At 38.0% G+C, this 26910-nt stretch carries 28 protein-coding genes and 1 pseudogene; 13 read left to right on the top strand and 16 right to left on the bottom strand.

Features of this window, described 5'->3' with window-relative positions; genetic code table 11:
- Positions 1 to 35: 35 nt before the first annotated feature.
- The 3 genes from accC to B2906_RS05320 are packed head-to-tail and all read left to right on the top strand — an operon-like array spanning position 36 to position 3406.
- On the top strand, positions 36 to 1538 hold the full coding sequence (accC, locus tag B2906_RS05330) for an acetyl-CoA carboxylase biotin carboxylase subunit (RefSeq protein WP_219958976.1): 1503 nt from the start codon (positions 36 to 38) through the stop codon (positions 1536 to 1538).
- Between the two features lies 1 nt (position 1539).
- Positions 1540 to 2871 (top strand): DUF1015 domain-containing protein, encoded by a 1332-nt coding sequence (locus B2906_RS05325; RefSeq protein WP_286935830.1) that lies wholly within the window; start codon positions 1540 to 1542, stop codon positions 2869 to 2871.
- Entirely contained in the window at positions 2831 to 3406 is a 576-nt protein-coding gene (locus B2906_RS05320; RefSeq protein WP_255590618.1) for a Maf family nucleotide pyrophosphatase, read from the top strand. The genes B2906_RS05325 and B2906_RS05320 overlap by 41 nt, the downstream gene beginning before the upstream one ends.
- 2 nt (positions 3407 to 3408) lie before the next feature.
- Here the strand turns inward: B2906_RS05320 and B2906_RS05315 are convergent.
- The 5 genes and pseudogenes from B2906_RS05315 to B2906_RS05295 all read right to left on the bottom strand — a co-directional run bounded on the left by B2906_RS05315 (position 3409) and on the right by B2906_RS05295 (position 6676).
- Positions 3409 to 4428 (bottom strand): annotated as a pseudogene (locus B2906_RS05315) (hypothetical protein).
- Position 4429: 1 nt separating this feature from the next.
- On the bottom strand, positions 4430 to 4750 hold the full coding sequence (locus B2906_RS05310; protein ID WP_091650489.1) for a DUF3817 domain-containing protein: 321 nt from the start codon (positions 4748 to 4750) through the stop codon (positions 4430 to 4432).
- A complete protein-coding gene (locus B2906_RS05305) occupies positions 4747 to 5331 on the bottom strand; it encodes a hypothetical protein (protein WP_219958974.1) in 585 nt (194 codons plus the stop codon). Before B2906_RS05305 ends, B2906_RS05310 begins: the two co-directional genes overlap by 4 nt.
- Before the next feature lie 67 nt (positions 5332 to 5398).
- Complete coding sequence (locus B2906_RS05300) at positions 5399 to 5926, bottom strand: acyl-CoA thioesterase (protein WP_091650494.1); 528 nt, start codon at positions 5924 to 5926, stop codon at positions 5399 to 5401.
- Positions 5927 to 6019: 93 nt separating this feature from the next.
- Positions 6020 to 6676 carry a protein-L-isoaspartate(D-aspartate) O-methyltransferase gene (locus B2906_RS05295; RefSeq protein WP_219959426.1) on the bottom strand — a complete coding sequence of 219 codons (657 nt, stop codon included), beginning with the start codon at positions 6674 to 6676 and terminating at the stop codon, positions 6020 to 6022.
- A 109-nt stretch (positions 6677 to 6785) separates the two neighbouring features.
- Between B2906_RS05295 and B2906_RS05290 the strand changes: the two genes are divergently transcribed.
- Positions 6786 to 7382 (top strand): riboflavin synthase, encoded by a 597-nt coding sequence (locus tag B2906_RS05290; RefSeq protein WP_219958973.1) that lies wholly within the window; start codon positions 6786 to 6788, stop codon positions 7380 to 7382.
- Here B2906_RS05290 and B2906_RS05285 read toward each other — a convergent pair.
- The 7 genes from B2906_RS05285 to B2906_RS05255 form a co-directional block, all read right to left on the bottom strand.
- Positions 7379 to 8470 (bottom strand): lipase family protein, encoded by a 1092-nt coding sequence (locus B2906_RS05285; RefSeq protein ID WP_219958972.1) that lies wholly within the window; start codon positions 8468 to 8470, stop codon positions 7379 to 7381. The genes B2906_RS05290 and B2906_RS05285 overlap by 4 nt on opposite strands.
- A gap of 55 nt (positions 8471 to 8525) precedes the next feature.
- Positions 8526 to 9623, bottom strand: a complete 1098-nt coding sequence (locus tag B2906_RS05280) for a formylglycine-generating enzyme family protein (RefSeq protein ID WP_219958971.1) — start codon at positions 9621 to 9623, stop codon at positions 8526 to 8528.
- Between the two features lie 270 nt (positions 9624 to 9893).
- Positions 9894 to 10913, bottom strand: a complete 1020-nt coding sequence (locus tag B2906_RS05275) for a helix-turn-helix domain-containing protein (RefSeq protein WP_219958970.1) — start codon at positions 10911 to 10913, stop codon at positions 9894 to 9896.
- Positions 10914 to 11047: 134 nt separating this feature from the next.
- Positions 11048 to 11689: a hypothetical protein gene (locus B2906_RS05270; protein WP_219958969.1), complete on the bottom strand. Its 642-nt coding sequence runs from the start codon at positions 11687 to 11689 to the stop codon at positions 11048 to 11050.
- A gap of 4 nt (positions 11690 to 11693) precedes the next feature.
- Positions 11694 to 12314 carry a sterol desaturase family protein gene (locus B2906_RS05265; RefSeq protein WP_219958968.1) on the bottom strand — a complete coding sequence of 207 codons (621 nt, stop codon included), beginning with the start codon at positions 12312 to 12314 and terminating at the stop codon, positions 11694 to 11696.
- Positions 12315 to 12637: 323 nt separating this feature from the next.
- Complete coding sequence (locus tag B2906_RS05260; protein WP_091650506.1) at positions 12638 to 13180, bottom strand: ferritin; 543 nt, start codon at positions 13178 to 13180, stop codon at positions 12638 to 12640.
- A gap of 121 nt (positions 13181 to 13301) precedes the next feature.
- Positions 13302 to 14648: a M28 family metallopeptidase gene (locus B2906_RS05255; RefSeq protein WP_286935829.1), complete on the bottom strand. Its 1347-nt coding sequence runs from the start codon at positions 14646 to 14648 to the stop codon at positions 13302 to 13304.
- A gap of 67 nt (positions 14649 to 14715) precedes the next feature.
- Between B2906_RS05255 and B2906_RS05250 the strand changes: the two genes are divergently transcribed.
- The 4 genes from B2906_RS05250 (at position 14716) to B2906_RS05235 (ending at position 18289) form a co-directional block, all read left to right on the top strand.
- Complete coding sequence (locus tag B2906_RS05250) at positions 14716 to 15231, top strand: DinB family protein (protein WP_286935828.1); 516 nt, start codon at positions 14716 to 14718, stop codon at positions 15229 to 15231.
- Positions 15231 to 16025 (top strand): PhzF family phenazine biosynthesis protein, encoded by a 795-nt coding sequence (locus tag B2906_RS05245; RefSeq protein ID WP_286935827.1) that lies wholly within the window; start codon positions 15231 to 15233, stop codon positions 16023 to 16025. Before B2906_RS05250 ends, B2906_RS05245 begins: the two co-directional genes overlap by 1 nt.
- On the top strand, positions 16025 to 16738 hold the full coding sequence (locus tag B2906_RS05240; protein WP_286935826.1) for a potassium channel family protein: 714 nt from the start codon (positions 16025 to 16027) through the stop codon (positions 16736 to 16738). Before B2906_RS05245 ends, B2906_RS05240 begins: the two co-directional genes overlap by 1 nt.
- Positions 16739 to 16807: 69 nt before the next feature.
- On the top strand, positions 16808 to 18289 hold the full coding sequence (locus B2906_RS05235) for a S10 family peptidase (protein ID WP_286935825.1): 1482 nt from the start codon (positions 16808 to 16810) through the stop codon (positions 18287 to 18289).
- 177 nt (positions 18290 to 18466) lie between these two features.
- Here B2906_RS05235 and B2906_RS05230 read toward each other — a convergent pair whose 3' ends face one another.
- Positions 18467 to 19336: a glutamate--tRNA ligase family protein gene (locus B2906_RS05230; RefSeq protein WP_286935824.1), complete on the bottom strand. Its 870-nt coding sequence runs from the start codon at positions 19334 to 19336 to the stop codon at positions 18467 to 18469.
- Positions 19337 to 19434: 98 nt separating this feature from the next.
- On the opposite strand from B2906_RS05230, the gene B2906_RS05225 reads away from it, so the two are divergent.
- Positions 19435 to 20031: a DUF6503 family protein gene (locus B2906_RS05225; protein WP_339815758.1), complete on the top strand. Its 597-nt coding sequence runs from the start codon at positions 19435 to 19437 to the stop codon at positions 20029 to 20031.
- Between the two features lie 61 nt (positions 20032 to 20092).
- Entirely contained in the window at positions 20093 to 20824 is a 732-nt protein-coding gene (locus B2906_RS05220) for a hypothetical protein (RefSeq protein ID WP_286935822.1), read from the top strand.
- Here the strand turns inward: B2906_RS05220 and B2906_RS05215 are convergent.
- Entirely contained in the window at positions 20821 to 21327 is a 507-nt protein-coding gene (locus B2906_RS05215) for a DUF4442 domain-containing protein (RefSeq protein ID WP_286935821.1), read from the bottom strand. The genes B2906_RS05220 and B2906_RS05215 overlap by 4 nt on opposite strands.
- 93 nt (positions 21328 to 21420) lie before the next feature.
- Here B2906_RS05215 and B2906_RS05210 point away from each other — a divergent pair, with 93 nt between their 5' ends.
- Entirely contained in the window at positions 21421 to 22209 is a 789-nt protein-coding gene (locus B2906_RS05210) for a M48 family metallopeptidase (RefSeq protein WP_219958959.1), read from the top strand.
- A 53-nt stretch (positions 22210 to 22262) separates the two neighbouring features.
- Here the strand turns inward: B2906_RS05210 and B2906_RS05205 are convergent, their stop codons facing one another.
- Together B2906_RS05205 and B2906_RS05200 are read right to left on the bottom strand one after the other, a co-directional pair.
- Positions 22263 to 23069, bottom strand: coding sequence for a 3'-5' exonuclease (locus B2906_RS05205; protein ID WP_091650943.1), 807 nt, complete (start codon positions 23067 to 23069; stop codon positions 22263 to 22265).
- 1 nt (position 23070) lies between these two features.
- Complete coding sequence (locus B2906_RS05200) at positions 23071 to 24426, bottom strand: UDP-N-acetylmuramate--L-alanine ligase (protein ID WP_286935820.1); 1356 nt, start codon at positions 24424 to 24426, stop codon at positions 23071 to 23073.
- Positions 24427 to 24558: 132 nt separating this feature from the next.
- Between B2906_RS05200 and B2906_RS05195 the strand changes: the two genes are divergently transcribed.
- The gene (locus B2906_RS05195) at positions 24559 to 25248 is read left to right on the top strand and encodes a lycopene cyclase domain-containing protein (protein WP_286935819.1); all 690 of its coding nucleotides are present in this window, start codon (positions 24559 to 24561) and stop codon (positions 25246 to 25248) included.
- A gap of 81 nt (positions 25249 to 25329) precedes the next feature.
- Positions 25330 to 26910, top strand: a complete 1581-nt coding sequence (gene dnaB, locus B2906_RS05190) for a replicative DNA helicase (protein ID WP_286935818.1) — start codon at positions 25330 to 25332, stop codon at positions 26908 to 26910.

Here is a 26910-nt window from a genome sequence, read left to right as displayed (position 1 = left end):
TGACTTTGTACAATACCCAAATTAGATTAGAGATCATGTCAAGTATTAAAAAATTGCTGGTAGCCAATAGAGGGGAAATTGCCCTTAGAATTATGCGCTCAGCAAAGGAAATGGGAATTAAAACCGTTGCAGTTTATTCAGAAGCCGATAGATTATCCCCCCATGTCAAATTTGCTGATGAGGCTATTTGCTTAGGACCGCCACCTTCTAATCAGTCTTATTTATTGGCAGATAAAATAATTGAAGCATGTAAAGAATTAGGAGTAGATGCCATTCATCCTGGATATGGGTTTTTATCAGAAAATGCGGGTTTTTCCCAAAAAGTCAGTGATGCAGGGATCATTTTTGTAGGGCCTTCCCCTGAATCTATTGAGGTTATGGGAAGTAAATTGGCAGCTAAGCAGGCGGTTTCTAAGTATGATATTCCATTGGTTCCGGGGACAGAAGAGGCCATTTCAGATATTGCGGCTGCTAAATCGAAGGCTCAAGAAATCGGATATCCAATCCTGATCAAGGCGAGCGCAGGAGGAGGAGGAAAGGGAATGCGGATTGTAGAATCTGAAGCGGAATTTGAGGAGCAGATGCAAAGGGCTGTTTCTGAGGCACAATCTGCTTTTGGAGATGGGGCTGTATTTATTGAAAAATTCATCACTTCTCCACGACATATAGAAATTCAAATTTTGGGCGATCAGCATGGAAATATTGTTTATCTATTTGAAAGAGAGTGTTCTATTCAGAGAAGACACCAAAAAGTAATTGAAGAAGCGCCTTCAGCCGTAGTGACTCCAGAAATGAGAAAAGCCATGGGAGAGGCAGCTGTGGGAGTAGCTAAGGCATGTAATTATTATGGTGCCGGAACAGTGGAATTCATTGTGGACGATAAATTGAACTTTTATTTCCTTGAGATGAATACCCGCCTTCAGGTAGAGCATCCTGTGACAGAGATGATTACAGGAAAGGATTTGGTAAAAGAGCAAATCTGGGTGGCTGAAGGGAAAAAATTGAACTTTGTTCAAGAGGATTTAAAAATCAACGGACATTCACTGGAGGTTCGTGTTTATGCCGAAGATCCGAGAAACAACTTTTTACCGGATATTGGAAAATTAATTACCTATAGAAGACCTCAAGGACCTGGAATTCGTGTGGATGATGGGTTTGAAGAAGGTATGGATATTCCAATTTATTATGATCCAATGATTGCCAAACTAATCACGTATGCAGAATCTAGAGAGGCTGCAATAGACAGAATGTTGAGGGCAATTAAGGATTATGAGATCACTGGAATTCAAACCACATTGGATTTTTGTCGTTTTGCTTTAGAGCATGAGGCCTTCGTCAGTGGAAATTTCGATACCAAATTCGTGGAAAGGTACTTTACTCCTGAAGTTTTGGATCAGAAGCTCTCTCCTGTAGAAGAAGAAATGTTGGCTGCTTTGGCAGTCGAATTTTTCAATGCTCAAAAATCAAAATCAACAAACAAAACTACCGAGTCTAACCCTTCCCAATCAACTAGCATGTGGAGGAATAGATTAAAATAATATGGCTGAAATACTACCATTAAGAGCTTGGAGGTATGCTGAGAAGTTTAGCTCCAAGTTGGAAGAACTTACTGCCCCACTTTTTGATGTGGTTTCTGAAAAGCAGAGAGAACAACTTTACCAAAATCCTTTAAATAGTATACACCTTTCTGTACCGAAAGGTCCCGAGCCTATAGAAAGAGTGAAGAATACTGTTCTAGAATGGAAAAAGGAGGGGATTATCTCACAGGACATGCTTCCCGGAATTTATGTCTATTATCAATATTTCAGGCTCCCGAGAGAGCATGATGAGCGATGTAGAAAAGGGTTTATAGCTCAGATTAAAGCCTATAATTGGGATGAAAAACAAATTCTAAGGCATGAGAACACGATAGTCTCTGCAGTAAATGATAGAGTAGATCTTTTGAAGGCATCTAAAATCCAGGCAAGTCCCACTCATGGATTGTATGAGGACGAGGAATTCCAATTGGAGAAATACATGGATGCAGCTATTGAGTCCCCATTGTATGAATTGGAAGATTATCAGGGAGTAAGGGAAGTTTTAGCTGTAATCCACGATGCAGAAGTCATTCAAAAGTTTTTGAATCTGATTCAAAAAAAGCAAATCATATTAGCAGATGGCCACCATCGCTTAGAAGGAGCTATTTCTTATCGCAATTCGATGAATGGTGAATTTCAGGATAAGAAGTGGAAGGCTCATGATTATCATTTGATGTATTTAACCAATGCATTAGCAAATGATCTGAAAATTCTTCCCACTCATCGGCTTTTTTATGATATGGAAATCGAACAATCCACATTAATGAATAAGTTGGAGGATTGGTTTCTAGTCAAAAAATTCCCAGATCCGGATGAATTAGGTAATTATGCTTTTCATAAATCCCATACTTATGGTTTGGTCATAGGAGAGGAGTCCTACTTTTTGGAGTTAAAGGAAGAGAAGTTTGAAAATTTAAATTTGAACTTAGCGCCTGCTTTGAAAAACTTGGACCTAGTAGCTTTGCACGAAGTCCTGTTTAACCAGATTTTAGGAATCCCTTCAGAAGAACAAAGAAAATCACCCAAAATTGCCTACGAAAGAAATTTTGCGCGTTGTATCAGAGAAGTAAGATCCGGAAAAGCAACCTTCGCTCTAATTACCAGAGAATTAGAGATGGAGCAAGTATTGGAGGTTTGTAAATCCGGAGAAATGATGCCGCAGAAATCTACTTATTTTTATCCTAAAGCTCTCGGAGGATTGATTTTTGCGAGTATTGATCAAGACGAATTTGACTATGAATATGACGCCTTTTTTGAAAAAACTGAAGGACAAAAAGCTCATCTTAGCATCTAACTCTCCGAGAAGACAAGAGCTTCTTAAAGGGTTAGAGTTGGAATTTGAGATTAAAGTCAACCCTGTGGATGAGACCATCCCTGCAGATATTCCTGCGGAATACGTGGCGGCTTATCTCTCTAGGTTGAAATCAGAATCTTATCCTGAGGAACTTAAAGAAAATGAAATCCTCATCACTTCTGATACTGTTGTCATCGAAAAGGGCCATGTTCTAGGCAAACCCAATTCAGAACAACAGGCTTTCGACATGATCAAAAGTTTATCCGGTGCTACGCATACTGTGATGACAGCTGTTACAATCAAGGATAAAAACAAGAGGATTACTCTTGAAGATGAAACAAAAGTTACCTTTCGATTTTTGGAAGAAGAAGAGATTTGGCATTATATCCGAGAATATAAGCCTTTCGACAAAGCGGGAGCTTATGGAATCCAGGAATGGATTGGATTTATAGGAGTAGCAAGTATTGAAGGGTCTTACTTCAATGTAATGGGATTTCCCTTGCACTTGGTTTATGAGCAATTGAAAAAGTGGTAATGCTATTTGAGTAACTGCTCTAGACTTACTTTAAGTATTTGTCCCATATTTTGGCAAGACATGAACTTTTGGTTCTTATAATGTCTTGCCAATTCTTTTCTAAGGCTATCCACATTCTGCAAAGGAGCAATATGATCCTTTTCCATAGCGTTTAAAATTCCTTCGATTTCATGATAGGAAGACTTCAATCTTGTGGCGATCAAGGCTCTTTCTTCTCGTTGATACTGTCTCATGGATTCAGGAGTGATGTATTTCATTCCCAATTGAATTAAGACATTGTTTTCCTTGAAATATTGAGGCAAATAGATGGACTTTTTACCTTCATAGGTTTGCTGATCGAAATCAATCGCTCTGATTCTATAATGCGTCTCTTCGAAATCAGGTGTGACATCAATGACAAAATTAGAGGAGTGCATATCTCCTAAAAGTCTTACAAAGCAACGTTCATTGAATTTGACGAACTCTTTGGCGAGTCGAATAGGGTTCAGATGTGGATCTGCCATATGCAGACGCATAAATTTATCCCCTGGAATACCTGCTATATGTTCTTCAATTAAGGTGTTTTGATGAACAAGGTAACTGATTCTATTGGGAGAAAGTAAATGCTCTAGTTCCAATCCATATACTCTGGAGGCGTCTGCATTTTTGATATAGAAATAGTCAAAATTATCATTGATCCGATTCACTATCCTTACCCGAAATGGCTGCGTGTTTCCATAGATACAGAGATCAATTCTGTCTACATACAGGTGATCCATCACAGACATATCTCCTCCGGCTTTCAGGATAGCATAGATCTTTTTGACATTTAAATGGATCTATTCTCGATCTGATTGATCATAAAATACTGTCTCCCAAAATGTGTCCTGTTCCTTTGAATCGTATAAAGCAATCGAATCAGTATATCTCAATAGCTCATGATAATGAATAGGAATATCCACCTCTCTTGAATATTCCAAGAGGTAGCTCCTCAACTCGGAGCTGATTTTGTATACTTTTTTCTTCTTGCTGATCAATGCCATTTCAAAAATCAACTTGTTGGCTTTTCTTCAGATTTCTGTCAAATATAAATGGGCCAAATGGTAATACAGAAGCTATCAAGGCAAATAGAGTTCGGCTGAAATTCCATTTTAGCTTTGAAGCTGTAGGGAAAACGGTGTAGATATAAATAATGAAAAGAAGTCCATGAATCCAGCCTACGACTGTTACGGCCTGAGGCATATCCATCATGTATTTCAATGGCATAGCAATAAATAAGAGCACCAAAAAAGATATTCCTTCAATCAAACTGATCCATTTAAATCGTTTGGCCCACAGGCTTTGCTCTGGAGTTAATTTTTTCATTTGGAAATATTAAAGAGAAGTTTCAAAGCATTCCAGGTCTTAACTTTTAAATTTTTATCTTCTGAAATGGCTGTGAGAGAGTCTGCGAACAAATACTCTGTTTCCTCCTCTGTGTGAATTTGATAGTCGTGGATTGGAAGCGCATTGATTGGGTATTTGATTTTGCCAAACTTTAGCACAATATGCGCATTGATAGCCTGAAATTCTTCTAGACTTTTTCCATGAAGTTCTTCTGAACTTACTAATCCAACTTCGCTCATACTATGCCCTACTGCCTGTATCATTTTCACAAGCATATCCATCACAGCATCACTGAGCGCTGCCTCCTCATGTAAAATCAGAATCCCTTTTTCAAACTTGCCACGAACTTTAATAGGTTCTATTTCAATCTCTTCAGTCTCAGGCTTTAATTCATCAGATTTGATTGGTTCTTCATGAGGAGTAGGGGATACCTCATTTTTCTTGACAAGCTCTGATTTATTCTCTGAAACCTGATTTTTCAATTCAGATTGATCTTCCTCGAAAAGATAAATCGGTTCTTGAAGTATGTATTTTAATTCACCCAGTGATAAATTTTCCATGTCTGAAAATTGCTCAAAAAATCCCCTTAAGCCAAAAAAAGGGAAGACTTTGTGCCTTCCCTGATCATTATTTTGTTATGTCTAGATTGAATATGGATTTCAACTCCACTGCATCTTCAGGTTTCATTCTTTTTGCCAATACCAATCTCAATTGTCTTCTCCTCAATGCTCCTTCGAAAAGTTCCTCTTCTTCTGCTGTCTCAGGTACTACCTCAGGCACTTCTATGGGTTTCCCGTTTTGGTCTACCGCAACAAATGTAAAGAAAGCTCTATGCGTAGTTATTTTTGTGCTAGCTGGGATATCTTCGGCAGTCACTTCAATATAAACCTCCATTGAGGAATTGAAAGCCCGGGTTACTTTGGATTCCAATGTGACCACATTGCCAAGTTTAATGGGCTGCTTGAATGAAATGCTATCAGCTGAAGCTGTGACTACGATTCGGTTGGAATGCTTCTGAGCAGCGATGGCTGCAACCACATCCATCCAATGCATCAGTCTTCCCCCCATGAGATTATTCAGTGTATTTGTGTCATTAGGTAGCACCATTTCTGTCATAATGGTAGCTGATTCCCTTGCAAATTTTTTCTTAGCCATAATCTTTAATTTCAACAAAAATAAAAATTAAATTTTTTAAAGCATGATATGAAATTATATTTTCAAAATATTATTCTGAAAAACTCCGTAATTCTATTTCCATCCATCTTTTCCCAATAAGGGTACAAAAGCGAAGTAATCAAATTCTTCCCTTTCTAATTTTCCTCCTGCCTTCTTGGTGATTTTTACCATAGCTTGTTTACTTCTATCCCCAACAGGAATGACTAAAACTCCTCCAACCTTCAATTGTTGGGTTAGAGCTTCAGGTACTACCGGTGCTCCAGCAGTCACGATAATCTTATCGTAAGGGGCGAATTGAGGAAGACCTCCTGTACCATCTCCATAAAACAGGTTCATTTCTATTCCAAGTCTTTTCAAAAATTTCTGGGTGCCCTCAAAAAGCTTTTTTTGATACTCAATAGTATAAACTTCTGCCCCTAAAAGATGCAGGATGCTTGCTTGGTAACCCGAACCAGTACCTATTTCTAAAACTTTATCGCCTTGCTGAATATCCAACAGTTCTGTTTGAAAGGCTACTGTATAAGGTTGTGAGATTGTTTGACCTTCACCAATTGGAAAAGCTTTGTCTTCATAGGCATGAGATATCAAGGCAGAGTCAAAGAAAAAATGCCGAGGTAAGGTGTTGATTGCTTCCAAAACACGTTGACTTTGTATTCCTTTCTTTTTGAGTTCAGCTACAAGTGCTTTTCTTTTTCCTTTGTGGAGGTAAGTATCTTCTAATTTAAGCAGTGGCATTGAATATGGAGTTTCAGTCGAAGTTAAAGGATATTTTGGCTTAATTTGAAACCTCAAGAGGCAAAAATTGCTTATTCACTGAAAGCCAGTTCAAAGAAAATATATGTTTACAGGAATCATCGAATCATTCGGAGTCATTCAAAATATTACCAAAGAAGGTTCAAATGTTCATTTTGACTTAGAGTCAGAAATTTGTTCTGAATTAAAAATTGATCAATCGGTCGCTCATGATGGGGTATGTTTAACTGTAGTAAGAACAGACCCCAAAGCTTACAGGGTAACGGCGATTGATGAAACTATTCAAAAAACCAATCTAGCTGCTTGGAAGGTGGGTAAAAAGGTGAATTTAGAAAGATGTATGCCGGCTAATGGAAGGTTTGATGGGCATATAGTTCAAGGTCATGTGGATCAAACCGGAGTAGTGAAAAATATCAAAGATCAAGATGGTTCTTGGGTTTTTGATTTAGAATTTGACCCTGCAACGGGCAATGTGACTGTTGAAAAAGGATCCATCACTATCAATGGAACTAGTCTGACATGCTTTAATTCAGGACCAGGAAGATTTTCAGTTGCAATTATCCCTTATACCTACGAGCACACAAATTTCCATCAATTAGAAATAGGGGATTTTGTCAATTTGGAATTTGACATTGTTGGCAAATACATTCAAAGAATCTTAAGGGGATATCCGAATCCTTAATCCAAATACTGTTTTTTGAAAAGAAAATAATATGGGTTAAACATATGATGTTTAAAAATTCTCCCTTCTTCATCAGGGTACTTAATTTTGTACTCCTCATCAGGTAAAAGCACAATGAAATTACCTACTCGCACGAAGTGATTGCTTGGGAAAAAAGCGGGAGATTCATAATCAGGGAATAGTTTCAATACCTGCTTTCCTGCATACTTCCCAAGAAATTTTTGGAAATTTTTCGTGGATTTTTTGGTTGGCTTATCCAGTTTCTTGTAAACCTTCTTGAAAATTAGGTTTCTTGGAAATTTCTGGGCCTTGATGATTCCTGAAACATCGGAGAAGGGATTTGTGCTGTTGAAATCATCAACTGTCTGGACTGAAAAAGGAACTTCAGGCACCCAGTCTGAAGCATTGACAACATTAAAGGCCCAACCGCCTTGATTCATGTACTCATAATCATAGGCGAAGTATAAATTACCCGGTTTAGGGGCGGCAGAGCAGTAAGTTTTAACTCTAATTTTTGAGGGCCAACTCCCTGATTGGTTTTTAACATTGAGCATTGCGCTAACCAAATATGCTATGGCACCACCTTGAGAATGGCCTGCTATTATAAAGTCTTGATATCCATTGGCAATCAGTGAATCTATTTTGGGTGTCATTGTTTCGGACAAAGCTGCAGTTGCAAAAGTCCAACCTACATGAACCGCGGCTTTGGGATTTTTCGCAAAATCATATTTGAAGGTGTAATCATCTCGTATTTTCATGGATCCAGATGCAGGGATCATTGCAGCGTAGAAGTTTGCCAGCCAACTCGTAGGACTCTGAACTGTTCCTCTAATAGCTATTACAGCAATTTTCTCAGACTCTTGGATCCAAAGACTCCATTTGTTTTCGAGTCCTACCACGGGTGAATCATATAATTTTTCAAAATCCTTTGGGGAAGGTATACCTACTTTCGTGCTGTCTGGTAGCCCATGGGTAAAAACACCCAGAATTTGCAAGTATTCTTCAGCTTCAAAACCAGGTTTTAATTGAGCAAAGGCTTGGGATGCGAACAAAACCGTTAAAATCAGGCTTATGGATAGTTTTTTCATAAAAAAGAAAGCTCCTCTAAAATAAGGAGCTTTTATTAATTTTTGGAATGTAAGTTTAATTCATACTAAGAGTTTTAGTATCCACATCTTTGACCAATCTAAATCCAACATTGGATGTGCCTGAATCAAAAGCCTGACCTTGTCTTGCTGAGGGCCTGTAGTTGACACAATAATTTTCTGCACATAAAAAAGAGCCCCCTTTAATCACTCTTTCTTGTGCAAAGGGATTGTCTGGATTATAACACGGGTTCATTCCGGCATCTAGTTTGGGTGCTTTTCCTGCAATTCTGGCAAACTTGAGTGCATCATACCAGTCACTGGTTAGTTCCCACACATTCCCGATCATATCGTAAAGGCCAAAGCCATTTGGAGCAAAGGATTTTACAGGTGAAGTGCCTATGAAACCGTCCTTTCCTAAATTTTCATTGGGGAAGCTTCCTTGGAATGTATTGGCTAAATATTGCCCATTGGGCATTAATTCATCACCCCAAGCGAATCGCTTCCCATTGATTCCTCCTCTAGCCGCAAATTCCCATTCCACTTCTGTAGGTAGTCTTTTTCCAGCCCATTCAGCAAAAGCTACTGCATCTTCATATGCGATATGAACTACAGGATGATTTTCTCTGCCTTCAAGATTGCTATCTGGCCCTTCCGGATGTTGCCAGTTGGCTCCATTGACCCAGCTCCACCAAAGGGAAATATCTTGAAGCGGTACAGGAAAGGGAGGAGGGGTGAAAACCATTGAACCGGGCACTAAGACAGAGTCATCCGGTTTTGGGGTTCCTGGGGGAAGTTGCTTTTTCAGCTCCTCCCAATCAATTGGTCTTTCGGCTACAGTTAGGTAGCCAGTTTCATTTGTAAACTTCTGAAATTCCTGATTAGTGACTTCGTGCTCATCCATCCAAAAACTTTGTACTTCGATTTGAACTGCTGGTTTTTCAGCATCATAAGCATCTGCATCATTGGTACCCATGGTGAATTTTCCGCCAGGAACCCAAACCATTCCATCTGGTGTGTTTTCGGGTGCTACAGATTGGTTTAAGATTGTTTCTTGATCTATACCGCTTATTTCAGTATTTCTCGTCGAGCAAGAATTACTTAAAAGAATGAGTTTAATTAGGAAAACACTAGATAGTGCTTTATAAATCTTCATAATTCTAGAGAATTGAATTTCTTTTTAATTATCACTTTTTCAAAAACTTGAATTTTAATCCACTTTTAAAGCAGCAATTATTCCGAGGATTGTGAAAGTAGAAGAAGGCCTATTTCAAATAGATATCAACTCCAAATCGTATTGCTTTGATAAAGTAAAGCTTCTTGGAGTACATTCATTCAAATGATTGAAAAGAATATAATCGTGTGTTTGATTGGACGTGTAAAATAATGAGAATTAAGCAAGTGGTAAAACAAATGATTTTTATTTTCACTTGACATTTAATTGATCCATTCTATTTGTGACTTTTTTTCGGAGTTTATTGAAAAATTGGTGCCTTTCCTTTTCCCCAACTTGGCTTATTTGAGTGGATTTTTTAATCAGGTTTTCAAGGTTTCTGAACATACCTTCATTAAATAATGGATCAGAAGTTCCAATAAAAAATATAACGCTGTAATTCAGATAGGTAATTTTTATATCGTCGAGTTGGACAAAAAACGTATTGTCGCCTAATACAAATTCATTGACTAAAAAGTTGTAATCAGAATTCTCAGAACTGGGTAGCTGTCCTGGCAGGAATTTCTTCCCATATTCTGCCATTTTAGATAAATGATCTATTACTTCAAGCACGCACTGATAAAGCTTCAAAGTGTCCTTTGAAGAGGGAATTACTCCCATATCATGATACAAATCTATCTGTCTTAAAGTAGTATTAATTCCCTCTAAATTCCATATTTCAGTAGTAGGGATTTTATTATATGTTTTTAGTATTCTCTGAGTCAAATCAGAATATTCCGTGTTATCAATTCGATCCAGAGAAAACTGTTGATTTTTAAAATTCTCATTAAAAAGGATGGACTTTTGCCAGAAGAAAAACTTGAATGAAGCCAATTCGGAATGATAGTAATGGTACCAAGGAGGCATATCCTTAAGTAAAAAGTAAATATGCTTTTCTTTGAATGAATTCACCATCTCTAATTGCGCCAACACATCTACCATCCAGGAATGGAAATTTTCTTCTCCAAAATTATTTTGCTTACCCTGGAATACGATTGTATTGGATTGAGAGCTGATCAGTTTATCAATAGAGACATTGTATTTTTTACACAGTAAGTATATCTCTTCAAAGTCCAGCAGTTTTTCACCTCTAATTCTTCTGTAAGCACTATCAATGCTGACATTTAGAACTTCCGCCACTTCATCCACCAAAGAGGAATAGGAGGGGATTGAGTTCTTCAAGTTTTGAAAAAATAAAACTTGAGTGAAATTAGGTTGATTTGGATCATTCATTGAAATAATCTTTTTAAATAATCATGATAGATTATTTAGATTTTATGAATTTAGCTAAAAATAAAATAATATTCTGCAAAGAGCTTTTTAAAAAAGATCCTCCATTTATTGAAAAATGGAGGATTATCTGTACATCATGGAATTTGGTTTTTTGGGATTAAAAAGAATGAAAACCCTAAAGAGAACTGTCCAACTGAACCATTACTAATGATTCTACCATACTCTGCCCGCCAAGCATATTTTTTGAAATCTTTACTAGCTGACAAACCAAAGTTTGTGGCAAAATTTCCAGAACAGTCCTCGCAAATGTTTAACAGATATTTGGGCGCAACGGTAAATTCTAAACGATCCTTTACAATAGGTTGAGTGAAAAAAACTGTTGGATGAATTTGCCAAAAATCCAGTTCACCTTCTTGAAGCATGGCACCTGCTGGAAGGAAAAATGCCAATCTATCAGGGATTAGGGAAAATTTAGGGCCGATTCCCAAAATTGTGACGGCGGTATTTTCTTCTTCATTCAACCAATTTGATTCATATTTCGCTCTGATATCTATTTTATCACTTAGACCCACTCCGATATTTCCACCAAAATGAGAAGCTCCTTTATCTTCATTATTTAATCCTGTTATGGTGTAATACGGAGTCGCTTCTACTTGTCCTTTTCCTAAAGTTCTTGCACTCTGAAGATCGGAAAATACAGGTACACATGAGATTGAAATTAGTGGCAAGCTGACAGCTGCAAATAATTTTTTTGAGATTTGATTTAGAGTTTTCATAGGATTATGGGTTTTGTTTTATGGTTTGTAAATCTTGGAAGTAGAATTCCATCATTTTTTTTGTGACTATGTCAGATTTGGGAGGTAAAGTGTTGAAGAGCCAATCCCATAGGACAGTACTAAAACTAAAGCCGTGATTTGGACGAATAGAATGGTGGAGTATGTGATTTCTTTGAACTCTAGGTAATAGTACACCTCCAATTGGCCTGTGTAGTAGGTAGTGCAGAAAAGTGTAATTAGATAGTCCAACTAGGAATCCCAGTAGATTCATCATAAATCCACCTATTTGAAAAGCGAAAAATGCTACTATTGAAATAATTAGGAGTATGAAAAGTCTGTGCTTTAGATTGATTTTGATATCCTGAGGATTTCTATGATGATAGCGGTGATTGATGATATCCTTTTTTGCTTGCGGAACAATCAATTCGTGCATAAAGAATCTGTGAACTGAGTATTCAAAAAAAGTCCAGAAAAACCAACCTGAAGAAAATAAGAGACTATTGCTTAAAAATTGGTTTTCCGATAACAAGAAACCAATACCTGAAATTGAAAAGACAATCAAAAATCCAATGATAAGGCATGGGCCTATGGATATTGCTTTGGGAGCTTTGAGATAAGTATTCATAATTTTTTTTATGAAAATTATCTCTCATTTAGTCCTTCGTGAAACAGAAATTAAGTACAATGACTGGCTATTTTGGCAAAAAATGCAAATGGTTCTAAAGTTGATATTTAAGATTATTTGTTTTTACTAGAGCTATATTTTGAACCTTCTAAAAAAATGAATTTTATTAAAAATATTGGCTTAAAAAGCGAAGAAACAATGTTTTACTAGGGGTTTATTAGTCTTATGTATTTATTTAAAATTAAATATGGCTTTTAAATATGCCTTGCTTAATAAAAAAAAAGCGACCATTGGGTCGCTTTTATCTTTTTATCAGTGATTAATTACTCACCCGCATGCGCTGCTGCGTGAAGTTTTCCCAGTTCTTGATCAATGGTCCACAAACCAATTCCTTCCTCTCCAATAATATCGAATAGCTCTAATGCTCTTCTGGACATGGTTTCTTCTTCTCTTTGCTCAGTTACGTACCATTGCATAAAGCTGAAAGTGGCGAAGTCTTTAGCAGAAAAGGCATGATCTACAATCGAATTGATAGATTTGGTCACTTTGATTTCATGTTCCAAAATCAATTCGAAGATTTCTCTCAAGGAATTGAAATGATTTCTGATTCCAGTAATCTCGGGTTGGATAGCATGTCCTCCTGCCTCATTCACATATTGAAAGATTTTCATCATGTGCAATCTTTCTTCATCAGCATGGGTATAAAGATACTTTGCAGCATTCTCGTAACCCATCATATGACACCAAGATGCCATTGATAGATAGTAGGCAGAGGATTTACCCTCCATCTCAATCTGCTTGTTCAGTAATGCTTCTGTGTCGTGCAGCAAGGAACGCTGCAATGTGACTATTTCCTTTTGTTTCATAGCGATGTTATTTATACCAAATTAACCATTTCTAGGAACCAAGGTTCCAAAATTGCTTTTTTACAAGAAATTTAGAATTGATTTAATTAAATAGGTTCTATATCGCATTTCAATTTCCCCTTTATCTGGTCAAAGGAGATGGAAATACAGGTAATCCTTCAGCACCGTATTCGGAAACAGACTGTACAGCGAAGAAATAATTATCCTTGGAGTATGGTAAGGTTAAATTTGTGTCTGTAGTGAAAAATTTCTTTTCCCAAACGGGGGAGGAGGTTTCACGCATCAAGACATAGTAACCCTTAACTTTTCCAACTTTCGGAGCTTCCCATAATAAGATGGAATGGTTACTCAATCCTCTCACATCAATTCTCACATTTTCTGGTTTTCCGGCTGAATGGGCCAAGGTTGCTAAGGACGCTAAATTAACTCCTGAAACCTTTCTTAAATATTCAAAATCCATAAACTCAGGCAAATCACCATATTGTATACCATCTTCAACACGGACATTTTCATGCTGATAGTAGAAGTTTTCATTCATTTCCGACATTCTAACAGCGGTAAAACCGTTTCTGGCAAAAGCTGTCTGATCTCCACCTCTTAAGAATCTATCGGCTCTGTAAATCAATTTAACTTCAAATTGGTCCACATATCTTTCACCAAGCTCCTTGATATATCTTGCTAGAAGTCTGGAGTCAGAGTCATTATCCGAACCAGTATATCTTCTGATGGAAGCTTCTCTTTCAGTTTCAGCCACCGGAATAGTTTCTGAAAAAACTCTCATTTTGAGATTGTCTTTGATCAATGTTCCGGATGATTCACTATTCCCTACAATATCATTATTGAGTACTGCAGCGATATTCCAACCTTCTTCTTTGGCTTTATCCGACATGTAGGTTGCACCCTTAAGACCTTGCTCTTCCCCTGTAAATGCCACAAATTTGATGGTGGTAGGAAAAGAATGTGAAGCCATGATTCTTGCCAATTCAATCACAGCCGCAGTACCGCTTCCATCATCATTGGCTCCAGGAGCCTGATTATCGGGATCCATCACATTTTTATTTCGTGAATCCATATGGGCGGAGATGATAAATATCCTGTTATCGTTTGGATCTGTGCCTTTTATTGTAGCCACCACATTAGCAGCAGGGGAGTCCTTTTCTATTCTTCTTCCATCAGCAGGAATTGTAAAACGCTCGATTTCTGCACTCATTCTACCTGATGAGTTTTTGGCAAATTGATTAAATTTAGAAAGTACCCAGTTCTGAGCAGCAGGCATTCCATTTACAGCATCGGTATTTAATGTGTGTCTGGAGTTAAATGAAGCTAGTTTTCTCACATAGGACTCCAAAGTATCCGCAGAAATTTCCTGTACCATTTGGTCTATTTCAGGATTTCGGATGATTAATGTTTGTGCAATGATCTGCTGGGAAAAAATCCCCAACAGTAGGGTGTATAAAATTTTACGCATGGTAAGGTTGATTAATTGCTTAAGCCTAAATTTACCCTCAGACTTTAAAATAACAGCATAATTTTACATGAACACCTTCTTACTTCCTAACAAAGGCGAATACCCTGCTTATTATTCGACTTATATTGACTTGGTTCCCGAAACTCCTTTTTGCGAGTTGGTGGAAAGTCAAATTGAGGACTTGAAAAGCTTATTTGCATCCAAACGTGAAAATTGGTCTGACCATCCTTACCAAAGTGGAAAATGGTCACCCAAAGAAGTCCTGGGTCATGTTATAGATACAGAAAGAATTATGACTTTTCGGGCATTGTGTTTTGCGAGAGGTGAAAAATCAGCTTTACCGGGTTTTGATCAGGATCCTTATGTATTGAATGCCCGCTTTGGTTCGGTTCAAGCTGACTTACTAATCAAAGACTTTGAAGCTCAAAGAAGAGCCTTGATGACTTTGGTTCAAACACTTCGTGAAGATGTCTTGGATTTTAGAGGCGAAGCGAATGGAAACACCATCACTCCGAGAGCCTTGTTTTGGATTATTCCTGGACATTTCATTCACCATTTGAATATTCTAAAAGAAAGATACTGATGAGATTAGAGATAGCTGTTGTAGACGCATTTACTGAAAAGGCTTTTTCAGGCAATCCAGCGGGTGTATGCTTGCTGGATGAACCATTAGAAAAAGAGTTGATGCAGTCCATAGCGATGGAGATGAATCTGAGTGAAACTGCCTTCGTGCAGCGAACAGATAACCCCAATCATTTTTCCCTACGCTGGTTTACTCCTACTTTGGAAATTGATCTATGTGGGCACGCTACATTGGCATCTTCATTTTGGATGCTTCAAAAAGGTTGGGCCGAGGCAGGAGAAACGATTCATTTTCACACTTTAAGTGGTGAATTGAGAGTAATAGGAAATGAGGATGGATTGGAAATGAATTTTCCTTTGATCCCAACTTTTGAAGATCTGCATCCACATTTTAAAAGTGAATTATTTGGAGAAAAGATCATATCCGCTGCACAATTAAGAAAGAATTGGATTTTTGAACTGGAGTCAGCAGAGGCTGTAAAAAGACTTAAGCCTGATTTTATGGAAATTGCAGCTCACAGCGAAGAAGGCTTTATCATTACCGCCGCAGGGAATGAAGACTTTGACATTGTTTCCAGGTTTTTTGGACCCAACGTGGGAGTACCTGAGGATCCTGTCACTGGCTTTGCACACTGCGCTTTGATGGATTTTTGGTATCAAAAAACTGGTAAGATGCAGTTGAAAGCATATCAGGCTAGTAAAAGAGGTGGAAAATTATTTTTGGAAAAACACGATGATCGAGTAATATTAAGAGGAAAAGCAGTCGCTGTTCTTCAGGGATTTATTGAAGTGTAATGAAAGAAAGTTTTCAGGAAGTAAAAGATTTTAAAAAAAGGACACTTAGAAGAGTATTTACCAATTTTACCGAATATTGGTTGACTGACGGTAGTTTTGGCTTGCTTTTGCTGATTCTACTGTTTACCATTTTCATTCTCCCTATATTAATTGAATATGGTCATGTGGAGATGATATTCGTGAACTTGGTATTTCTTTTTTTATTCTTTACCGGGATTTGGTCATCCACTCAAAGATACCTCATAATTTTTACGGCCTTATTATTCTTCACACAACTAACACTTAGGATTCTCAGGTTTTCGGACCTGCCAGTTCAGTTTTACCTTACAGAAAGAATTGTAGGTATACTGAATATGTCCATATTTATATTTCTGAACATCAGGCTCTTATTTAGGGATAGGGAGATTAATGTTTATAGAGTCATTGGTGCAATTAATGTGTATTTGTGTGTGGCCTTACTAGGGGCTTTTGTTTTTGAAATTATCCATCTGACAGTAGGGAATAGTATTTCAGGTGAACTGGATCTGCAAGGGTTGGATGATGATTATGCTCAGTATATTTATTTCAGTTTGGTATCCCTCACCACAGTGGGGTTTGGAGATTTGTATCCTGTGAATATCATGTCTAAAATGCTTTCTGTGTTTTTGAGCACAGTTGGGATTTTATATCCAGCTGTAGTTATCGCTAAATTGGTAAGTGAAAGTAAAGGATAGCCCACTGGTGTAAAAGCATCTGCTATATTTTATCATTCCTCTTAGATTTCTATCTAAATCACTAAACTCATGAGAAAAATTTACCTTTCATTGGCATTCATGCTTTGCTATTCCCTGACGATGGCTCAGGAGTCACGCAAACTGCCTGTTGAAACCTCTGTAGAAAAAACACATGAAGTCACCATCAAAGGAAAAAGGGTGCCATATAAATCCACTGCGGGTACTCAGCCTGTATGGGACGATAATGGAGAGCCTATAGCTTCCTTGTTTTACACCTATTACGAGCGAACTGATGTCACCAACAAAGCAACCCGCCCTTTGGTGATCTCTTTCAACGGTGGTCCAGGCTCAGCTTCTATTTGGATGCATTTGGCTTATACAGGGCCTGTATTATTGAATATTGATGATGAGGGTTATCCAGTGCAACCTTATGGTACAAGATCCAATCCTCATTCGATCTTGGATGTAGCCGACATAGTCTATGTAGACCCGGTTAATACAGGATATTCCCGTATTTTGAACTCTGAGACTCCAAGATCTACCTTTTTTGGAATCAACTCTGACATCAAGTATTTAGCTGATTGGGTAAATACTTTTGTGACTAGACAAAATAGATGGGCTTCTCCCAAGTATTTAATAGGAGAGAGCTATGGTACCACACGTGTAGCTGGCTTGGTTTCTCAATTACAAAATGCTCATTGGATGTATTTTAATGGGGTGATCCTTGTTTCACCTACTGATATGGGGATTGACAGAGGAGGGCCAGTGAAAATGGCTAACTATCTGCCTTATTATGCAGCAACCGCTTGGTATCATGGTCAGCTTCCTGCTGATCTTCAGAGCAAGGATTTAGATGAGATTTTACCGGAAGTAGAAAAATACACCATTGAAAAAGTACTTCCTGCTATGGTGAAAGGAGGAAGTCTTTCTGCACAAGAAAGAGATGCAATTGCCACACAAATGTCCCGTTATTCAGGTTTGAATAAAGAAGTAATTCTTGACCATAATTTGATGGTTCCAACCAGCTTCTTCTGGAAAGAACTATTGAGAGAAGAAGGAATGACTGTTGGTAGATTAGACAGTAGATATAAGGGTTTTGACAGAATGGAAGCTGGGGATCGCTACGATTTTGATCCTGCCTTGACTAGCTGGAATCATGCTTTTGCACCTGCATTTAATATTTATGCAAGAAACGTATTGGGTTTCAAATCAGACCTTACTTATAATCTTTTCGGGCCTGTTCACCCTTGGGACAGATCTAATGAAAATACGGGCTATGATCTAGGCCAGGCAATGCGTCAAAATCCTTATTTGCACGTGATGGTTCAATCCGGATATTTTGATGGCGGTACTGATTTCTTTAATGCAAAATATAGCCTTTGGCATATAGACCCTAATGGCAAGATGTCAGATAGACTCTCCTTTAAAGGCTATAGATCTGGACATATGATGTACTTGAGAGCTGAGGATTTGGCTACTTCCAATGAAGATATCCGCCAATTCATTCAAAAATCTATGGTAGCCCCAAATATGCCTGCCAAATATAAATAATTGAAAAAAGGCTGAAGGATAAGTGAAAATCGAAAAAGTGTAAGTTTCCACCAATAAGTTCAGGTGCATTGGCCTCGCTTCATCAAAGGAATATTACTTACATGATTGATCTAATCGGGATATCCTAAAGTCTTTTTTTGGCTTCTAAGAATTCAATCTCCTGGATGTTGATGACGTTCAGGAGATTGTTTTTTTGATGTCATCGTAATTTTGAAAAGGTTTACCCAGATAGTCCCCAATCATTTCTATTACCTGATTGAGTGACTTTCCATCCTTTCTAAGCTGTTTGATAGATGTAGCCCCATCGGTTTTAGAAAGCTTTTTCTTTTTGGGTCCTTTCATTAACTCATGATGAAAAAATCGACTCTCTTGAAAAGCGGCTAGATTCAACTGCTCTGCTAGATAAGTTTGAGCGATACTGGACGAATACAAGTCTTTTCCCCTAACAATCAGATTAACTCCAAAATGGATGTCATCAATTAAAGAAGTTAATTGGTAGGAGGGAAGTCGGTCTTTTTTTCTAACAACAAAGAAGGCTACATCTTCTGGAATCACCTCGAAATGCATGCGATCATGAATGTCTTTTAATTTGATCAGATCAGCGTCTAAAGTATCCAGTCGCCAGGCTACTTCAGGTCTTTGTAAAGGTATTTTTCGATCCAGGCAATGTCCCAAATAATAACCGGAGGAATCTAATTGGCTGATTTTCTTTCTGGAACAAGTGCATGCAAAGACCTTTTTGTCCACTCTCAATTTTTCCAATGCTTGCTCATAAAGCCCAAATCGGTGAATTTGTGACCATTCTTGATGAAAATCTTGCAAGTTCCTAGGCCCTTGATCAATATTGATTCCCAGAAAGTCCAAGCAATCAAAAATATCCTGAACGTATTCTTCTCTGAATCGATCTCTATCCAAGTCATCAATTCTCAAGAGGATTTTTGCTCCAAATTTCTCAGCGATTGCCTTCGTGACTAAAAAAGAATAGGCATTTCCTAAATGCAAATACCCACTTGGAGTTGGTGCTATTCTGGTCAAAAGCTGATTCATCTCACCAAAATAAGTAGATTAGTAAAAAAAAGGTCATGCGGTTTTTATTCTCATTCATATTTATCATTTCTATTTTTTCTTGTAGCACAAAGAGTAATATGGAATTAACTGGAAATGAATTGATTAAGAAAAGTATTGAGTTTCATGATCCGAAGGATCAATGGAAAAATTTTAAGAGCACTTTAGTGATTCAGGATAGCCTTCCTGCAGGAAGAGACTCCAGGTTTTATGAAGTATCCTTCGAGAATAACTTATCCAAAATGGTTTACCGAATAGAAGGGCTTCATTATTTGGTTTGGAATGATTCAATTCAGGTATTTGAAGGAGAAATTGAAGCTGAAAGAGCTTTCCGTATGAGAAACTATTATACTTATCTATGGGGATTACCTATGAAATTGCAAGACCCTGGAAAACAAATCGATGATAAGGTTACGCAAGAAGAATTGAATGGTAAATCTTATCTGGTAGTGAGGGTTCCTTATGAAAAGGACGTTTGGTATTTCTACCTAGACCCTCAAACTTATGCCATGGAAGCTTATAAATTCTATCAGGATGAGACAACAAAAAAAGGGGAAATCATTTATTTGGAAGGACTTACTGAACACAATGGCTTGAAAATTCCAACCAACAGATCTTGGTACAGAACGGAAACCCCGGAGTTTTTAGGAACAGACATGTTATTGGAAATTAAGTAAGGATTAAGGACTTTTAACCCTCAATTTTTCAGAAATCGAGAGGACCTATTTACTTTTCAAGGTGAGAATTTTATCCCTTCTTGTCTTTCTGTTGCTAAGCTTTTCAGCAAGCGCTCAAATCACCTATTCTGGAAATATTCTGGATAGCAATGATAAGGCCTATTTAGAGGGAGTGAAAGTTGAGCTCATCGGTAAAGACGATAACTCACTGTCAAATTCAAGAGGTTACTTCTCAGTAAAGGCATTTCCAGGTGATTCTATATTAATAAGTTTTCCCGGATTTATCAGTCAAAAAAAGGTGCTTTCGGCTGAGCGCTATTTCTTGATTGAGTTACAGGATAAAGCCCGTTTTCTGCCGACTTTTGAAGTAAGGGAGAAGCCTTATTCCTATCGCTTCAAAGATGGGAGATTGGTATTGAGAGATGAAAATGAAGAAGAATTGCCATCTAGAAAAGGTGAGGTTCTCGTGGGAACGAAAAGCGATGATCCAAATGGTGGAATTACCATCAGTGGACCAATTTCATATTTTACCAAAAAGGCGCGTTTGGCTAGGGAATATGAGCGAAAAAAAATATGGCATGCTAGAAGGGCAGGGTATTATGAGATTATTGAATCTGATTCAATTAAGCAGGAATTGAAAATCAAGTATGATTTGGATTCGGCTTCATGGGATCAAATGATTATCAAATTCAATCAATTTCATCAAGCACATGAATTTTTGGATTGGTCCAAAGATCGGGTGCAAAGAAGCCTTTTTGAATTTTTTGAGTTGGAGTCTATGCTTTCTTATTAGGCTTTTCGCTTGAAAGACCAAGTGACATAAAACCTAGCAACCTCATTTCCATTTTTGTTTTTACCTTTGGAGATCATGGTGAGTTGATTGGTATCGCCTACAGTCATTTTTTCAATCAAATCAAACAACTCCAATCCCTGATCACAGGAAAAAGTGATCTTGGTATCTGCTTTTTTACTGTATTCAGCTCGAAAATCCACTACCAGCATGCTGAATTTACCTTTCCCAGCAAGGGCTAATTGACATAATGCACCTGTACTTAGTTCAGCTGCTCCAGCCAAGGCTGCAAAATAAATGGATCGAAAAGGATTCTGACTTCTCCAGAAAAAAGGAATAGTAACTTCACATTTTTCAACTGTCAATGTCTTGATTTTTAATCTCCAAAAAACAGCTGAAGGCAGTTTGACCAACATTGCAAACCAAAAGATGATCGGGTTGGTCATTTTTCTTTGGTATTCCAAAGCCTCTTTGTGTAGATTAGCAGCAGTACTCACAGTTTCCATGATGTAAATTTTCACTTAAAGTACTAATTTTTACCATTGATTTAAACCTTGGTATCCTTTTTGAATTTTATTGTAAAGCTTAAACTAATACTTATGAAAAAACTACTAGTCATTTTTCTTTTAGGGTTCTTTGTCTACTCCTGTGCCAAAGTACCAATTACGGGCAGAAGGCAATTGGCTGCGGTTTCTCATGAAGAAATTATGCCTTTGGTTAATGAACAATACGAACAAGTTAAAAAGGAGAGCAAGCTCCTTACAAATACCAAGGATGGTCAGTTGATAGTGAAGGTTGGAAATAGAGTCGCTAAAGCTGTAGAGGCCTTTTTGATTCAAGAAGGATATCAAGAATTGGTTAATGATTTTGAATGGGAATTCAATCTGATCGAATCTGATCAAGTGAATGCTTGGTGTATGCCTGGTGGAAAAGTAGCTTACTACACAGGGATTTTACCAATCACTCAAGACGAATTGGGAATTGCCGTAGTAATGGGCCATGAAGTGGCTCATGCTGTAGCTTCTCATGCTCGGGAGCGTATGTCCAATGCGATGGTTGCCAATTTGGGATTAAGTGTGTTTTCTGCTGCCATGGGACAGAACCCTACTTTGATGCAACAGATTTTTCTACAATCAGTAGGTATAGGAAGTCAATTGGGAATGCTGAAATTCTCCAGAAAGCATGAATTGGAAGCAGATGAATTGGGCTTGATATTCATGGCAATGGCGGGATATGATCCAAGAGAGGCTCCGGTATTCTGGGAAAGAATGGCAGCTGCAGGGGGAGAAGCTCCACCAGAATTTCTATCTACTCACCCTGGGCCAGATAGGAGAATAGAGCGATTAAACGCGAATATGCCTAAAGCCTTGGAGTACTATAATAAATAGATAAAAAAAGGTAGTGAGTTTTCATCTTTGGAACTCACTACCTTTTTTGATTCTTATTTTGCACCAAAACCCCTCAATTTCACCTGAGTAAGTTTTCGCTTGGTATCTAATGGAAAATCTCCTCGCATCATCCAATCATAATAGCCAGGCTCTTCTTTTAACACTTGCTCAATCGTTTTGCCTTTGTGCTTTCCGAAATTGAATATTTCAACACCTTCCGAATTAAAAATAAATCTTCCAGCCAGATCTACCATTTTTTCATTCACTAAGTCGTGAATTTTTTTCATGTCGTTTTCAAAGACTCCCAGTTTATTTCCCTGTAAATCTTCTACTTCTTCACCGGCATATCTCTCTACTTGAGCTCGGAATACGTCTAGGGTAGCAAGTGTATCTGCCTCCGCACTATGCGCATTTTCCAGCTTTCTTCCACAATAGAATTTATAAGCAGCAGTCAGGTTACGCTTTTCCATCAGGTGAAAAATCTTCTGCGCATCCAATAGATTTCTTTTATCCAAATCGAAATCTATACCTGCTCTTAGAAACTCTTCCACCAATAAAGGAATGTCATACTTTAGAACGTTAAAGCCGGCTAAGTCTGAATGTCCTATAAACTGATGTATGTCTTTGGCTAATTCCTTAAAAGAAGGTTCCCCTTTGACATCTTTGTCATAAATCCCATGAATGAGAGAAGATTCTAGAGGAATTGGAATTCCTGGATTAACAATTTTAGTGTAAATATCCTGGCCACCGTTGGGGTGTACTTTTACAATTGAGATTTCAACGATGCGATCGGTTCCTACATTGGTTCCCGTAGCTTCCAGATCAAAAAAAGCAATTGAGTTTTTTAAGTTTAAATTCATTTTAATCAAATTTTGCCTTGATTCCTTCCAAGTCCATGTTGTCATAATTTCCCGAACTCATCAAAAGCAGGTTGGTATTCTTATAATCAAGACTCAAAAGGTACGATTTTAACTCCTGACTATCGGTAAATAATCGTAAATCCTGCCTTTTAAATCCATTTCTCAGGGTTTCTTCATCCATCAACTTCAGCTTTTTGAGGGCTACCGCATGTGGATTTAAATAGATAATTGCCTCATCAGCTGTATCCATTGTATGAGCATAATTCGGTAAAAAGTCCTGATTTAAAGAAGAATAGGTGTGTAATTCCTGAACAGCAACTAATTTTCTATCAGGAAATTGATTCTTTACTGCGCTGGCAGTTGCTTTTAATTTGGATGGAGCATGAGCAAAATCTCTGTACATGGCTCTGTCTTCTTTCTCTTTGACTAATTCCATTCTTTTTGCTGCTCCTTTGAAGAGAGGAATGGATTGATAAAACTGCAGCTCACTGATTCCTAATGACTCGCATACCTTTTTTGCACCATGGAGATTTTGAAGATTGTGCTCACCGAAAATCTGAACAGGAACAGGTCCTCCCAAGGTCTCTAAATAGGTTTTTCCCAGCTCAATTTTAGCTGGATGCGCAGCGTATGGAGTTTTCTTTCCCAGAATTGAACTGCTTTCTACTGCTTCATTGACCAATGGATCAGCAATACAATAGATCAATTCACCATCTGCCGGAGTGAGATTAATGAGTTGTTTAAACTGGTCTTTATATTCTTCAAAATCTGGGAAGACATTGAAATGATCCCAAGCAATACCAGAAAGCAAGGCGATGTCATGCTTGTAATGGAAAAACTTTGGTCTTCTATCCAAAGGTGAGGTAAGATATTCATCGCCTTCAATGATGATTATTGGAGCATTAGAGAGTTGAACCATTAGGTCGAAACCCTCAATTTGTGCGCCGACCAAATAATCAAATTCTACTCCCTGATCCTTGAGAACATGCAAGATGATGGAAGTGATAGAGGTTTTGCCGTGAGACCCAGCGATCACTACCCGTTTTTTATCTTTGCTCTGATTGTATATAAACTCAGGGAAAGAAAAAACTGGAATGCCCAATTCTTTCGCCTTAACCAATTCAGGGTTATCTATTCTGGCATGCATTCCTAGAATGATTCCATCTAGGCCAGAATGAATTTTTTCAGGGAACCAACCATATTTTTGGGGTAATATCCCGGCCTTCGCCAATCTGCTTTTGGAAGGCTCATAAATTTCATCATCTGAACCCGTTACTTGGTATCCCTTCTTTACAAGAGCTAAAGCCAAATTGTGCATTACAGCTCCTCCAATGGCTATAAAATGATAGTTCTTCATGCTGTTGGTTTAGTGTTAAAAATTCAAACTTAAAGGATTTTGAAGGGAAAAGCTTTATAAAGTTAATGCATCAATGATTTTTTTGAGCTATTAAGTTTTTGGTTAATTTCGCGCCTCAATAAGATTGTGAAAATGCTCGAGGACCGATTTGCCTATTTGTCAATGTCATTGCTATTTATGCTTGCATGGGCATTCGTTTATTGGAAAAGTCCCTGGAAAAGAGGGATGGTTCAAGTTGGGTTTATCGGCGGAATCATGGGGGTGATCGCTGAAGTTTGGTATTTCAGGGATTATTGGAGACCTCCAACACTCATGGGTGAAGGGATAGCGAGCATAGAAGACTTCATCATTGGTTTTGCCCTATTTGGAGTTGGAGGTTATATACATTCAGCCTTTACCAAGAGAGAAGTAGATACGGAAAAATTTAGCCCACCTAAAAACCGGGACTTATTTATCCTTTTTGTTCTCGGTTGCTCCAGTTTAACCTTTTTCAGCATTGGACTTGGAATTCATTCAGGCTATGTGACCTTTCTGACCTTCTTTTGTCTATCCGTATATATTTGGACTCAAAGACCAGATTTGATAAGGATATCCATCATTTCCGCTTTTGCCACTTTGGGGATTTCATTTTTGATTTATTTGATCAATTTCAAATTATTATTTCCTCATTTCTGGGATACTTATGGGATGCTGAATGAACCTATTTTAGGTTTTCGAATCTTTAATATCCCACTTTCCGAAATGCTTTGGCATTTTTCCTGGGCCTTGCTCTGCAGTATGTTCCGGGGATATAGAAATGGTGTTCATTTTAAAGAGCGCTGATTTTCAAACGGATTGATTTTTGTTGATAAGTATTGGAAAACTTGTTCAAAACTCTTGAACTAAAGCGAATACATTTGTTCTATGACCGAAAAGCCGAATAACCCTAGAATCACCCGAAAAAAGCCAAGTTTCGATAATCCAAATAACCTGGGAAAAGTACCTCCTCAGGCTGTGGATTTGGAAGAAGCTGTTTTGGGAGCCTTGATGTTGGAAAAGGATGCCTTAACCAATGTGATTGACATCCTGAAAGTTGAATCTTTTTACAAGGATGCTCATAAGGTTATTTTTCAGGCGATTTTGGACCTATTCACCGATTCTCAGCCGATCGATTTATTGACTGTCACGTCTCAATTGAGAAAAAATGGTGCTCTGGAAATAGCAGGAGGTGCATTTTATGTGACAGAATTAACCTCAAAAGTAGCCTCAGCTGCCAATATTGAATACCATGCGAGGATTATTACTGAGCAGGCTATCAAGCGTGAACTGATCAGTATAGCTTCAGAGATCCAAAAAGATGCTTTCGAAGATACCACCGACGTCTTTGAATTGCTGGATAAAATGGAGCAATCGCTTTTCGAAATTTCTGAGAAAAATATCCGAAAAAACTATTCGGATATGAAGTCTATCATGCGGGAAGCAATCGCTGAAATGGAGTCTAAGAAACATCAAAAAGATGGTTTGACGGGGGTTCCCTCCGGATTTACAGCATTAGACAGAGTTACTTCAGGATGGCAAAAATCTGATTTGGTAATTATCGCAGCTCGTCCTGCAATGGGTAAAACGGCTTTCGTTCTATCTGTTCTAAGAAATGCTGCAGTAGACCATAGTCGTCCGGTAGCCATTTTCTCTCTGGAAATGTCATCTGTTCAATTAGTAAATCGTCTGATATCTTCAGAAGCTGAATTGGACTCTGAAAAAATCAAAAAAGGATCCTTAGCAGAGCATGAATGGGCTCAGTTGGTTCATAAAACGGCCAAGCTCTCGAAAGCTCCCTTATTTGTTGACGACACTCCGGCTCTTTCCATCTTGGAATTAAGAGCAAAATGCCGAAAGCTGAAAGCGCAACATGACATTCAAATGATTGTAATCGATTATTTGCAATTGATGTCAGGTGACTCCAAAGGAGGCGGAAATGGCGGAAACCGTGAACAGGAAATTGCGAGTATTTCCCGAGCCTTGAAGAAGATCGCTAAAGAGCTCGCTATTCCGGTAATTGCCCTTTCTCAGTTGTCAAGAGCCGTGGAAACACGAGGAGGAGATAAACGCCCTCAACTATCAGATTTGAGGGAATCTGGAGCTATCGAGCAGGATGCGGATATGGTTATGTTCCTTTACCGACCGGAATATTATGGCATCACTGAAGATGAAGGAATGTCAACCCAAGGAGTAGGCGAGGTAATTATTGCCAAGCACAGAAATGGTTCTTTGGATACAGTGAAACTCAGATTCATCGGTAAATACACCAAGTTCACAGACTTAGAGAATTTTGGAAATTTTGATCCTGGGCATATGCCGGCAGAACCGATGTATGGTAATAAATTCTCTTCTCAATCAACAGGAGCGGGAGAATTTGATTCGGGTAGAACCATCAAGCTTCAGAGTAAAGCAAATGATGATATTGACGATTTGCTGAATAAGGATTCTAAACCCACTGATTTTTAA

This window comes from Algoriphagus sp. UBA3586 (genome assembly GCF_002376385.1).
Lineage (GTDB): Bacteria > Bacteroidota > Bacteroidia > Cytophagales > Cyclobacteriaceae > Algoriphagus > Algoriphagus ornithinivorans.
Note: the sequence above shows the minus strand (reverse complement) of the source record. Positions and strands in the feature narration are given on the sequence as shown.